Here is a 12,570-nt window from a genome sequence, read left to right as displayed (position 1 = left end):
CTCGGCCTCCCGGCCGCCCGCCAGCAGCATCCGCCTGCAATGGCCGGCCGACGGGCGCGTCACCGCCGGCTTCTCGCCGCCGGCCAGCAAGGGCCTGAGCATCGCCGTGCCGGCCAACGGCACGGTGCGCGCCGCCGCCGCCGGGCGTGCCATCCACGTCGGCAACCTGCGCGGCTACGGCATGCTGGTGATCGTCAAGCACAGCGACGACTGGCTGACCGTCTACGGCAACCTGGACCAGCCGCTGGTCACGGAAGGCGCCCAGGTCTCGGCAGGGCAGGACGTGGGCCGCATGGGCGCGAGCCCGAGCGAGCTGCACTTCGAGGTGCGCGGCAACGGCAAGCCTGTGGATCCCGCAGCTTACCTGCCGTCGCGGGGCTGAACGGGGGCGGAAGCCCCCGGGAGCACGCTACTGCGCGTGCTCGATCACCAGTTGCACGCGGGTGACGCCGTTGAAGGTGTTGTTGTCGAGCCGGTAGGCCACCTGCGCGCTGGCACCGAGCGAGTCGGCGTGGTTGAACCAGATCGCGTCAAAGCGCTGGCCGCCGCGCCCCAGCTGCAGCTTCAGGTGCTTGCCCTTGAGCACGCTTTGGCGCAGCACGTCGAACTCGCCGCAGAAGGTCGGAGCCGGGAAGCCCTGGCCCCACACCTGCTGTTCCAGCAGTGTGACGAATTCCGGGCTGAAGCACTGGTCCTCGATATCGCCGTCGGTCTCGATCACGCGCGCCAGCTGGTCGTCGGTCAGCCATTCGCGGCCGACCGCCTCGAAGGCCTCCTGGAACTCGGCAAAGCGCTCGGCGCGCACGGTCAGCCCGGCCGCCATGGCGTGGCCGCCGAACTTGAGCAGCATGCCGGGATGGCGCTTGGACACCAGGTCCAGCGCATCGCGCAGGTGGAAGCCGGGGATCGAGCGGCCCGAGCCCTTGACGGTGGTCTCGTCGCCGGGGGCGAAGGTGATGGTGGGGCGGTGGAACTTGTCTTTCAGACGCGACGCCACGATGCCGATCACGCCCTGGTGCCAGGTGTCGTTGAACACGCTGACGGTAAAGCGCGCCGACGGGTCCGGGCCGGCCAGCGGCTGCTCCAGGATCTGCAGCGCCTCCTGCTGCATGCCGGCCTCGATGTCGCGCCGCTCGCGGTTCATGCCATCCAGTTCCTGGGCGATCTCCCAGGCGCGGTTGGCATCTTCGGTCAGCAGGCATTCAATGCCCAGCGACATGTCCGCCAGCCGGCCGGCCGCGTTCAGGCGCGGACCCAGCCCGAAGCCCAGGTCGAAGGTATTGGCGCGCGCCGCCTCGCGCCCGGCTGCGCGGAACAGCGCCGCCACGCCCGGCTGCATCCGTCCGGCGCGCATGCGGCGCAGGCCCTGCGCCACCAGGATGCGGTTGTTGGTGTCCAGCTTGACCACGTCGGCCACCGTGCCCAGCGCCACCAGGTCCAGCAGCGTCTGCAGCGGCGGCTGCGTGGCCTGGGTATAGACGCCGCGCTGGCGCAGTTCGGCGCGCAGCGCCAGCAGCACGTAGAACATCACGCCCACGCCCGCCAGGTTCTTGCTGGGGAATTCGCAGCCCGGCTGGTTCGGGTTGACGATCACCGCTGCCTGCGGCAACTCCGACCCCGGCAGGTGGTGGTCGGTCACCACCACGTCGATGCCCAGCGCGTTGGCCGCGGCCACCCCGTCGACGCTGGCGATGCCATTGTCGACCGTGACGATCACGTCCGGCTGCTGCCTGGCCGCCAGCGCCACGATCTCCGGGGTCAGGCCGTAGCCGTACTCGAAGCGGTTCGGCACGATGTATTCCACCCGCGCGCCCAGCATGCGCAGCCCGCGCACGCCCACCGCGCAGGCGGTGGCGCCGTCGCAGTCATAGTCGGCCACGATCAGCAGGCGCTTGCCAGCGGCGATGGCGTCGGCCAGGTAGGCCGCGGCGTGGCCGATGCCCTTCATGGCCGCGGGCGGCACCAGCTCGGGCAGGTCGGTGGCCAGCTCGGCGGCGTGGGCCACGCCGCGCGCGGCCAGGATGCGGGCCAGCGTGGGGTGCAGGCCGGCGGCGGCCAGCGAGCTGGCGTGTTCGGGGGAAAACTGGCGGATGGCGATCCGGGTCATGGGCGGGGCGGCAGGTGATGTTTCGGTAGGGGCGGCGCGTGTCAGGCGGTTTCAGGCAGCTTTATGCGGCATAGGCGAGGTCGGACAGCAGCGCGCGCCAGTCGCCGCGCTGGCCCACGCCGCGCCAGAACTTGCGCAGGTCGGCGCGGCGCACGGTGAACTCGGCAAAGTGGTTCTCGCCGCCCAGCACCAGCGTGATGGCGCCGACCCGGCCGGCCACCAGCGCTTCCAGTGCCGGCGCGAACCAGTCGGCATCCAGCGCATGCATGCGGTCCAGCCACAGGCCCCAGTCTTCGGCGATATGCGCTTCGGTGGCGCTGTCGAGCATGGCCAGCACCGTGCCCTCCACCCCGGAGGTGCCAGCCAGGCCGGACGGCACCGGCAGCACGCGGCTGCCGGCGGCCAGCGCCAGCCCGCTCAGGAAGGGATCATTGCTCAGCACCGTATCGGCCAGCCGCGGCACCGGCTGCAGCGTGCCGCCGCCGTACAGCCAGACCGAATTGACCGGCGCCTCGCCGGCGGCCTCGCGGGCCTGGTTGACGCGGTGGTCATACCAGGTCATCTGGATCTCGTTCTGCAGGCGGCGCCAGTCGCGGGCGCGTTCGCCGGCCTGCATCCAGATATCGATATTGCGGCCCGCCGCGCGCAGCGGCGTGGTCGCCTCCAGCGGGCCGAATACGGCTTCGGGCAGGTACCAGCGCTGCGGGCAGGGCGATTCCAGCGCGATGCCCGATTCCAGCAGCAGTGCGTCGATGGCGGCGCGCAGGGCCGTGGCTTCCTGCGGCCGGATGCCCAACTGGGCGGGCGGCATCAGCACCAGGTGATCGCGCGCGGCATGGATGTGCACCGGCTGCAGGCACGTCCAGGACTGGCCATCGGCGGTGGCGGGGACGGCGCCGCCACTGTCGGCCAGCCGCATATAGGGCGCCAGCGGCACCCGGACCGGGTCCAGCCCCGCCTTGCCGGCCAGCCAGCGCTCCTGCGGCAGGGTGCGCAGGAAGGGGTCGTCATGCCGCTCGCGCGGGCCGGGCTCGGCCCGGGTCAGCAACTTTCCGAGCGCCGGCAGCTCCAATTGCCGCAGCAGCGCGCCGGGAACGACATCGTCCCGGCCGTCGTCGCCGGCGCCCGGCGGGACGGAAAAGGGCACAATCAGGGTCAGGTGCGTCATCATGGTGGCGAGATTGTAAACTCCCGGCTGGCCGGCGCCAGTCTTGCCCAGTCCGGCGAGCGGCAGGCGGTGCACCCGACGGCCCGCAAGCGTGCCGCCGGCGCCCCTCCACCGGGTACCGGCGCTTTCCCGAAACAACAGGAATCCTCTTGAACTTTCCCTACGAGTGGCAGATCGGCTGGCGATATACCCGCGCAAGCAAGCGCGCCAGCCGCAACACCTTCATTTCGTTCATCTCGATGATCTCGATGTTCGGGATCGCCCTTGGCGTGGCCGCGCTGATCGTGGTGCTGTCGGTGATGAACGGCTTCCAGAAGGAAGTGCGCGACCGCATGCTGTCGGTGCTGGCGCATATCGAAGTGATCGGTCCGTCGGCGCTGCCGGACTGGCAGAAGACCGCGGCCGAGGCCTTGCAGAACAAGGAAGTGGTCGGCGCCGCGCCCTATGTCGCGGCCCAGGCCATGCTGACCCGCGACGACGCCGTGCGCGGCGTGCTGCTGCGCGGCGTGGAGCCGTCGCAGGAGCCCAAGGTATCCGACATCGGCAGCCAGTTCCGGGCCGGCAGCATGACGGCGCTGGAGCCGGGCGGCTTCGGCATTGCGCTGGGCAACGAACTGGCCAACGCCATGGGCGTGCAGGTCGGCGACAAGGTCACGCTGGTGGCGCCGCAGGGCACCATCACGCCGGCGGGCGTGCTGCCGCGGCTCAAGCAGTTCACCGTGGTGGGCGTGTTCTCGTCCGGGCATTTCGAGTTCGACAGCGCGCTGGCGCTGATCAACATGCATGACGCCGAGACCCTGTTCCGCCTGAGTGGCCCCACCGGCGTGCGCCTTAAGCTGCAGGACATGCAGCGCGCGCCGCAGGTGGCCAACGAGCTGGCCGGCACCATGTCGGGCGAGCTTTACCTGCGCGACTGGTCCAAGCAGAACCGCAACTGGTTTGCCGCGGTGCAGACCGAGAAGCGCATGATGTTCATCATCCTGACGCTGATCATCGCGGTGGCCGCGTTCAACCTGGTGTCGACGCTGGTGATGACCGTCACCGACAAGCAGGCCGATATCGCCATCCTGCGCACCATGGGCGCGCAGCCGGGCTCGATCATGAAGATCTTTATCGTGCAGGGCGTGGCCATCGGCTTTATCGGCACCATCCTGGGCGTGGCCGGCGGCACGCTGATCGCCACCAATATCGACGTGATCGTGCCTTTCATCGAGCGGCTGCTGCACGTGCAGTTCCTGCCGCGCGACATCTATTTCATCAGCGAACTGCCTTCGGATCCCCGCGTGAACGACATCGCCACCATCGGCATCATCTCTTTCGTGCTGGCCACGCTGGCCACGCTCTATCCCAGCTGGCGTGCCGCCCGCGTCAACCCGGCGGAGGCCCTGCGCTATGAGTGAAGCCGTGTTGCACGCCGATACCCCCACGCCCGCCGCGGACCAGCCGCGCACCGGCTCGCCGGTGCTGGTGGCCGAGGGCCTGACCAAGCGTTTCCGCCAGGGCGAACTCGACGTGGACGTGCTGCGCGGTGTCGACGTGCGCGTCAATGCGGGCGAGAAGGTTGCCATCGTCGGCGCCTCGGGCTCGGGCAAGAGCACGCTGCTGCATGTGCTGGGCGGGCTGGATGAGCCCGACTCCGGCCGCGTCGCGCTGCTTGGCAAGCCCTTCACCGCGCTGCGCGAGCGCGAGCGCAACGTGGTGCGCAACCGCCAGTTGGGCTTCGTCTACCAGTTCCACCACCTGCTGCCGGAATTCACCGCGCTGGACAACGTGGCGATGCCGATGCGCATCCGCGGCCTGACCCAGCATGACGCGCGCGGCGTGGCGCAGGCCATGCTGGAGCGCGTGGGCCTGGGCGGGCGCGCGAAGCACCGCCCGGGCGAGCTGTCCGGCGGCGAGCGCCAGCGCGTGGCGATCGCGCGCGCGCTGGTGGGGCAGCCGGCCTGCGTGCTGGCCGACGAACCCACCGGCAACCTCGACGACCACACCGCCGGCGGCGTCTATGACCTGATGCTGGAACTGTCGCGCACGCTCGGCACCAGCTTCATCATCGTCACCCACGACCTGGACCTGGCCGGACGCTGCGACCGCGTGCTGCGGCTGCGCGACGGGCACCTGCACCAGGAACGCTGACCCGGGCCGGCTCATGTGGATCGACACTCATTGCCACCTCGACGCCAGCGAGTTCGACGCTGACCGCCAGCAGGTGGCCGACGCGGCCGAGGCCGCCGGCGTGCGCGGCATCGTGGTGCCGGCGGTGGCAGTGTGGAACTTCGAGGCTGTGCGCGCGCTGGCGCGCCACGATGCGCGCTGCGTCTATGCGCTCGGCATCCATCCGCTGTGCTCGCCCGGCGCCGGCCAGGCCGACCTTGACACGCTGCGGCGCGAGGTGGCGGCCAGCATGGGCGACCCGCGCTTTGTCGGCATCGGCGAGATCGGGCTCGACTTCTTCGTCGCGGGGTTGGATGCGGAGCACCAGACCTGGCTCTACGCGGAGCAGCTGAAGATCGCGCGCGAATTTGACCTGCCGGTGCTGCTGCATGTGCGCAAGTCGCAGGACCAGGTTGGTGCGCAGTTGCGCAAGCTGGGCGTGAAGCGCGGCATTGCCCACGCCTTCAACGGCAGCAATGAACAGGCGCGGCGTTTTGTCGAGCAGGGCCTGAAGCTCGGCTTCGGCGGCAACGTCACCTTCAGCCGTGCGCGGCAGATCCGCCGGCTGGCGACGGAGCTGCCGCTGGAGGCGCTGGTGCTGGAAACCGATGCGCCCGACATGGCGCCGGCGTGGCTGTCTGACGATCAGTTCGGCGAACAGCACAAGGCGCGCAACACGCCGGCGGAGGTGGCGAGCGTGGCGCGTGTGATGGCTGAATTGCGCGGCATCGATGCGATGACGCTGGCGCAGGCGACATGGCGCAATGCCGTGGATGCGATGCCGCGGCTGGCAGCGTTTGCGGACACCATGGCGCCCCCGGTTTCCACCGGACACACAACTTCCAACTCTTCTTGACGGGCTGACAAGCTCGGCGCGCCCCCGCGCGGGTACAACTCCGGCTATGCAAGATCAGCCGGGGGAGGTGCCGTGCGTCGGTTCGTGGTGGCATTCGTCGCGGGATGCTGGATGCTGCAGCAGCAGTCAACGCTGTCGCAGCAGGATGGCTTGCGCCTGGGCGCCGTGGTGCTGGCGTTGGTCGCGCTCGGCATGGTCTTGTGGGGCAGGCGGCTGCATGTGGCGGCGCATGGCCTGGCGCTTGCCGGGCTGGCGTTCGGCGCCGCCTTCTGCTGGGCGGCCTGGCGGGCCGAACTGCGCATGCGCGACTGGCTGCCGGCCACGCTGGAGGCGCGCGACCTCGACGTGCGCGGCGTGGTGTCGGGGCTGCCGGCGGATGGCGCCACCGGGACGCGTTTTGCTTTCACTGTTGAGCAGGGTGAAGCGGGCCAGCCTCTGCCGCGCCGCGTGATCCTCAACTGGCGTGGTGCGCCGCCCGACCTGCGTCCCGGGCAGCGCCTCACGCTGACCCTACGCCTGCGGCGTCCGCGCGGGCTCGCCAATCCTTCTGGTTCTGACTACGCCTATTGGCTGCTGGCGCAGGGCTATGGCGCCACCGGCTATGTGCGCCACGCACAAGGGCCGCCGCAGGACGCGTCCGCGGAGCGGCTGGCATGGCGCATTGAGGCCGTGCGCGCCGCCGTGCGCGATCACCTGCGCGCGGCGCTGCCGGCCGACGCGCGCTTCGGTGCGGTGCTGATCGCGCTGGTCATTGGCGACCAGCGCGGCATCGACGCGGACGACTGGCAACTGTTCCGGCGCACCGGCGTTAGCCACCTGGTTGCGATCTCCGGGCTGCATATCACCATGATCGCCGGCATGGCGGCGTCGCTTGCCGGGCTGCTGTGGCGGCATTCGTTCGGACTCGGCCGCTGGCTGCGCCGGCCGTTGCCGCTGTGGCTGCCGGCCCGGCAGGCCGCGCTGGTGGCGGCCGTGGCCAGTGCGCTGGCTTACGGCCTGCTGGCCGGCATGCAGATCCCGGCGCTGCGCACCGTGGCCATGCTCTGCGTGGCGGCCATTGCGGTGTGGGGTGCGCGTGCGCCGCCCGCCTCGGTGGTGCTGGCCTGGGCGGCGCTGGTGGCATTGCTGCTCGATCCGTGGGCGGTGATGTTGCCCGGCTTCTGGCTGTCCTTCGGCGCGGTGGCGGTGATCTTCTTCGCGGCCCGGCCCGGCCGGGATGCTTCGACGGAAGGCCGTTGGCAACGCCTGCGGTCCGCGCTCGCCGCTGGGGCGCGCACGCAGTGGGCCGTGACCATCGGGCTGGTGCCGCTGACGTTGCTGCTGTTCGGCCAGGTGTCGGTGGTGTCGCCGTTGGCCAATGCGGTGGCGATCCAGGTCGTCAGCCTGCTGGTGACGCCGCTGGCATTGCTCGGCGCGGCCCTGCCGATGGCGTTGGCCGGGCCGGTGCTGGCGGTGGCCCACCTGGCTATGGTGGCGCTGTCCGCCGTGCTGGGCTGGCTTTCCGCGCTGCCATGGGCGATGTGGGAAGCGGCCAGCGCGGGGCCGTTGGCGCTGGTGCTGGCCGCGCTCGGTGTCGGGCTGCTGGTCGCGCCGGTCGCCACCGCGCGCGTGCGCCTGCACGGCGGGCTGCTGATGCTGCCGATGCTGCTGGCGCGCGGCCCACCGGTTGCGCACGGCGAGTTCCGCGCCGTGATGCTGGACGTGGGGCAGGGCACGGCGGTGCTGGTGCGGACGCGCGCGCATGCGCTGCTGGACGACGCCGGGCCGGCCTACGCATCGGGGTCCAGCGCCGGTGCGCAGGTGGTGGTGCCGTTGCTGCGGGGCGAAGGGATCGGCCGGCTCGACCACCTGATGGTCAGCCATGAAGACACCGACCATGCCGGCGGCGTGGCGGACGTCGCGGCGGCGGTGGCCGTGTCCGCGCGCAGCACCGGAGCGCCAGTCGGTCACGTTCTGCTTGGGCCGGCGGCAAATGACTGGCCGCCATGCGCGGCGGGCCAGCAATGGGAGTGGGACGGCGTGCGCTTTACCGTGCTGCATCCGCTCGCGGAGCAGGCGCAGCGGGCTGCCATTGCCAGCAATGCGCGCAGCTGCGTGCTGCGCGTGGATGCGGCGGCGCACAGCCTGCTGCTGACCGGCGATATCGGCGTAGCGCAGGAGCTTGCGTTGATCGACAGGTTGCCGGCCGAGGCGCTGCGTGCCGACGTGCTGGTGGTGGCCCACCACGGCAGCGGCACCTCGTCCGGCGCAGCCTGGCTGGAGGCGGTGCGCCCGTCGGCGCCGGTGTTCCAGCTGGGTTATGCCAACCGCTATCGCCACCCGAGCGGCGAGGTGTGGGAGCGCTACGGCCGCGCGGGCGTCCTGCGCTACCGGACCGATGAAACCGGCGCGGTAACCATGGACACTGCGCCCGCGGGCTTTGCATTGTCGATGTTCCGGCAGGCGCAGCCGCGCTACTGGCGGGCGCGACCGCCGGTAGCGCGTTAGCGTCAGCTGGCCTTGCGGCGGCGCGTGCGGGTGGCGGGCGGCGCGGGCGTGGCTGGCTCGGCCACGACGGGCCTGGCGCGGCTTCGTGCCGGCGGTACTGGCCGGGCCGGCTCGGCACCGGCAATGCGCCGTTCGCGCAGATGCGCCTTGGCGCGCTGCAGGCGGGGGGGGGGGGGGGGGGGGGGCGGGGGTGTCGGCGCGCGCCAGCGCCACGCCGGCGGCAAGGACGTCGCCCAGCACCAGGTGGCTGATGCGCGAGGTCATCGGCGTGTAGACCTCGCTGTCTTCCTCGACGTCGGAAAACACGCAGACGTCGGCCAGCCGCGCCAGCGGCGAGCCGCTGTGCGTGATCGCCAGCACGCTGGCGCCGCTGCTGCGCGCCAGCGTGGCGGCGGTCAGCATGTCCCAGGTGCGGCCGCTGTTGGAGACCAGCACGGCCACGTCGCCACGGGCGAGCAGCGCGGCCGACATGCTGAACACATGCGGGTCGGAATACGCAACCGTCGGCATGCCCAGGCGGAAGAACTTGTGCTGGATATCCAGCGCGACGATGCCGGAGTTGCCGCAGCCGTAGAACTCGATGCGCCGCGCGCCGGCGAGCAGCTGGATGCCATGCTCGATCTGGTCGGCGGAGAGCGCATTGCGCACGCTCATCAGCGTGGCAATGGTGCGGTCGAAGACCTTGCCGGCAATGTCCGCGGGGCGGTCATCGGCCGCAACGTCCTGGTGCACGAAGGGCGTGCCGCCGCCGACGTTCTGCGCGAACTGCAGCTTGAATTCGCGAAAGCCGTCGTAGCCCAGCGCTGCGCAGAAGCGCGCGATGGTGGGCTGCGACACGCCGGCGCGCTCAGCCAGTTCGGGCATCGACAGCCGGATCACGGCGGCGCCATGCTGGGCGACATAGTCGGCCAGGCGGCGTTCAGATGGGCGGAGCGTGTCGTAGACGGCTAGGATTCGGTCGCGCATGGCGGCGGGGAGGCAGTGTCGGGGGTTGCGGGTATGTAGAGATTCTACATCGGATGGCGCCGCATCTTGCCCGAAATGGTGCGTCGCCCGCCCTCGGGGTTTGCCCTGATTCCGGGAATTTCTGCGCAATTGTGATGCATGAGCGGGTCGACGGTGCGCTTGCGCTCGGTATAATGGCGGCGATCTGTAGAAAATCTACATGCGATGGCGCGGCATTGCCGCGCCGCCACCCAGCCCACAAGGAACGTCTCCGCCATGCCTTCTGCCGTCCATGCCGAGCTTCTTGCCGTCACCGAGCGCATCGTCGCGCGCAGCCGCGCCAGCCGCGCCGCCTACCTTGCCCGCTGCGAGCGCGCGCAGGCTGAACTGGGGCCGCTGCGCGGCATGTCCTGCGCCAACCTGGCGCACGGCTTTGCCGCATTGCCGGCCAACGACAAGCTGAAGCTGCGCGTCGACCATGCACCCAACCTGGGCATCGTCACCGCGTACAACGACATGCTGTCAGCGCACCAGCCGTACGAGCGCTACCCCGCCGTGATCCGCGAGGCCGCGCGCGCGGTGGGCGCGGTGGCGCAGGTGGCGGGCGGCGTGCCGGCGATGTGCGACGGCATCACCCAGGGCAACTCGGGCATGGAGCTGTCGCTGTTCTCGCGCGATGCGATTGCCATGGGCACCGCGGTGGCGCTGTCGCACAACACCTTTGATGCGGCGCTGATGCTGGGCGTGTGCGACAAGATCGTGCCGGGGCTGCTGATGGGCGCGCTGCAGTTCGGCCACCTGCCGATGGTGTTCGTGCCGGCGGGCCCGATGGCCAGCGGGCTGCCCAACAAGGAGAAGGCGCGCGTGCGCCAGCTCTACGCCACCGGCCAGGTCGGGCGCGACGCGCTGCTCGAAGCCGAATGCCAGGCCTACCACGGCGCCGGCACCTGCACCTTCTACGGCACCGCCAACAGCAACCAGTTCCTGATGGAAATCATGGGCCTGCACCTGCCGGGCGCGGCCTTCGTGCACCCGGACAGCGGCCTGCGCGATGCGCTGACCGCGGCGGCCGCGCAACGCGCGATCGCCCTGCGCGCGCGCGGCGACGAATACCTGCCGCTGGCGCGCATCGTTGACGAGCGCGCCATTGCCAACGCCATGGTCGGCCTGCTGGCGACCGGTGGCTCCACCAACCACACCATCCACCTGGTGGCGATGGCGCGCGCCGCCGGCATCGTCATCGACTGGAATGATTTCGACCTGCTGTCGCGCATCACGCCGCTGCTGGCGCGCGTCTACCCGAATGGCTCGGCCGATGTGAACCACTTCCATGCCGCGGGCGGCGCCGGCTTCGTCATCCGCGAACTGCTGCAGGCCGGCCTGCTGCACGAGGACGTGCAGACCGTGGCCGGCCCCGGGCTGGCCCGCTATGCGCAGGAGCCGGTGATGACCGACGGCGTGCTGCGCTGGCGCGACGGCGCGGCGCACAGCGGCGACGCGCAGGTGCTGGCGACGGCGGCGGAGCCGTTCTCGGCCGAGGGCGGGTTGCGGCTGATGCAGGGCAACCTGGGCCGCGGCGTGATCAAGGTCTCGGCGGTGGCGCCGGAGCACCGCGTGGTCGAAGCCCCGGTGCGGGTGTTCGATGCGCAGGAGGCGCTGCAGGCTGCCTTCGATGCGGGCGAGCTGACTGGCGACCTGGTCGCGGTGGTGCGTTTCCAGGGGCCGAATGCCAACGGCATGCCCGAGCTGCACCGCCTGACCCCGGTGCTGGGCGCGCTGCAGGACGCCGGCCACAAGGTGGCGCTGGTGACCGACGGCCGCATGTCCGGCGCCTCGGGCAAGGTGCCGGCGGTGATCCACGTCGGCCCCGAGGCGCTGGCCGGCGGCGCGCTGGCGCGCGTGCGCGATGGCGACCGCATCCGTGTCGATGCCGTCGCCGGCACGCTGCAGTGGCTGGGCGACGAAGGCGAATTCGCGGCGCGCGAGCTGGCCGCGGCGCCGGGCGACGATTTCGCGCAGTTCAGCCTGGGGCGCGGCCTGTTCGGCCTGTTCCGGCGCCACGCGCGCATCGCGGAAGAGGGCGGCAGCGCACTTGACCTGTCCGAGGCGGATGCCGAAGCCGGAGCAGGCGGGCGCCAACGTACCGAAGCGGCGCAATCCGTCGCACAATAGCCAGGCCTGAGGCCGATTTTCCCCTGAAGTTCCCTGCGGGGCGGCAGCGCCCCCGGGCGTCCTTGCGCCGCCGCAAGGATGTCCAGCTGGACCGACAAGGACAGACAAGGATGGCGACACCATCCGATACCAAGACCGACGGAGCAGACATGATCTATATCCTGATGGGCGTTTCCGGCAGCGGCAAGACCACGGTCGGCCAGTTGCTGGCGCAGCGCCTGGGCTGCGGCTTCCATGACGCCGATGCATTCCACAGCGACGCCAACAAGGCCAAGATGCACGCGGGCATCGCGCTGACCGACGAAGACCGCTGGCCCTGGCTGGCGGCCATGCGCGCCGCCATCGACGCGGCCCGGGCCGAAGGCCGCACCCATGTGTTCACCTGCTCGGCACTGCGCCAGGCCTACCGCGACCGGCTGACCCCGCCCGACGGTGGCGTGACCTTCGTCTTCATGAAGGGCGATGCATCGCTGATCGGCACGCGCCTGTCCGCGCGCACGGAACACTTCTTCAACCCCGACCTGCTGCAAAGCCAGTTCGATACGCTCGAAGAGCCCAGCGACGCGCTGGTGCTCGACATCCGCCAGTCCCCCGAGGCGCTGGTCGCCACCATCCTGCAGGCCACGGTGCCGCAGGGCGCCGGCGCGGCGCGCTGACCGGCTGATCGCGCCGACCGTTCCGGCC

General features: G+C 70.8%; 10 protein-coding genes and 1 pseudogene. 7 read left to right on the top strand and 4 right to left on the bottom strand.

Annotated features, from left to right (window positions below; all coding sequences use genetic code 11):
* Positions 1-382: murein hydrolase activator EnvC (locus tag CF68_RS38580; protein ID WP_035822919.1), on the top strand; the 382-nt coding region annotated here is incomplete at its 5' end.
* 27 nt (positions 383-409) lie between these two features.
* Here the strand turns inward: CF68_RS38580 and recJ are convergent.
* Positions 410-2,107 carry a single-stranded-DNA-specific exonuclease RecJ gene (gene recJ, locus CF68_RS22060; protein ID WP_035822917.1) on the bottom strand — a complete coding sequence of 566 codons (1,698 nt, stop codon included), beginning with the start codon at positions 2,105-2,107 and terminating at the stop codon, positions 410-412.
* A 61-nt stretch (positions 2,108-2,168) separates the two neighbouring features.
* Positions 2,169-3,278, bottom strand: coding sequence for a hypothetical protein (locus CF68_RS22055; RefSeq protein WP_035822983.1), 1,110 nt, complete (start codon positions 3,276-3,278; stop codon positions 2,169-2,171).
* A gap of 146 nt (positions 3,279-3,424) precedes the next feature.
* Between CF68_RS22055 and CF68_RS22050 the strand changes: the two genes are divergently transcribed.
* The 4 genes from CF68_RS22050 (at position 3,425) to CF68_RS22035 (ending at position 8,769) form a co-directional block, all read left to right on the top strand.
* Positions 3,425-4,675 (top strand): lipoprotein-releasing ABC transporter permease subunit, encoded by a 1,251-nt coding sequence (locus CF68_RS22050; RefSeq protein ID WP_035822915.1) that lies wholly within the window; start codon positions 3,425-3,427, stop codon positions 4,673-4,675.
* Positions 4,668-5,408 carry a lipoprotein-releasing ABC transporter ATP-binding protein LolD gene (gene lolD / locus CF68_RS22045; RefSeq protein ID WP_013956131.1) on the top strand — a complete coding sequence of 247 codons (741 nt, stop codon included), beginning with the start codon at positions 4,668-4,670 and terminating at the stop codon, positions 5,406-5,408. Before CF68_RS22050 ends, lolD begins: the two co-directional genes overlap by 8 nt.
* Before the next feature lie 13 nt (positions 5,409-5,421).
* Positions 5,422-6,282 (top strand): TatD family hydrolase, encoded by an 861-nt coding sequence (locus CF68_RS22040; RefSeq protein ID WP_035822913.1) that lies wholly within the window; start codon positions 5,422-5,424, stop codon positions 6,280-6,282.
* 72 nt (positions 6,283-6,354) lie between these two features.
* On the top strand, positions 6,355-8,769 hold the full coding sequence (locus CF68_RS22035) for a DNA internalization-related competence protein ComEC/Rec2 (RefSeq protein WP_035822912.1): 2,415 nt from the start codon (positions 6,355-6,357) through the stop codon (positions 8,767-8,769).
* Between the two features lie 2 nt (positions 8,770-8,771).
* Here the strand turns inward: CF68_RS22035 and CF68_RS36395 are convergent.
* Both CF68_RS36395 and CF68_RS37160 read right to left on the bottom strand, forming a co-directional pair.
* Positions 8,772-9,735: pseudogene (locus CF68_RS36395) on the bottom strand (MurR/RpiR family transcriptional regulator).
* 44 nt (positions 9,736-9,779) lie between these two features.
* The gene (locus tag CF68_RS37160) at positions 9,780-9,992 is read right to left on the bottom strand and encodes a hypothetical protein (protein ID WP_152548531.1); all 213 of its coding nucleotides are present in this window, start codon (positions 9,990-9,992) and stop codon (positions 9,780-9,782) included.
* Between CF68_RS37160 and edd the strand changes: the two genes are divergently transcribed.
* Complete coding sequence (gene edd / locus CF68_RS22020; protein WP_035822905.1) at positions 9,991-11,886, top strand: phosphogluconate dehydratase; 1,896 nt, start codon at positions 9,991-9,993, stop codon at positions 11,884-11,886. The two genes, CF68_RS37160 and edd, sit on opposite strands and share 2 nt — an antisense overlap.
* 149 nt (positions 11,887-12,035) lie before the next feature.
* On the top strand, positions 12,036-12,542 hold the full coding sequence (locus tag CF68_RS22015) for a gluconokinase (protein WP_035822903.1): 507 nt from the start codon (positions 12,036-12,038) through the stop codon (positions 12,540-12,542).
* Positions 12,543-12,570 lie beyond the last annotated feature (28 nt).

This window comes from Cupriavidus sp. SK-4 (genome assembly GCF_000611125.1).
GTDB lineage: Bacteria > Pseudomonadota > Gammaproteobacteria > Burkholderiales > Burkholderiaceae > Cupriavidus > Cupriavidus necator.
This window is presented reverse-complemented; position numbering and strand designations above follow the sequence as displayed.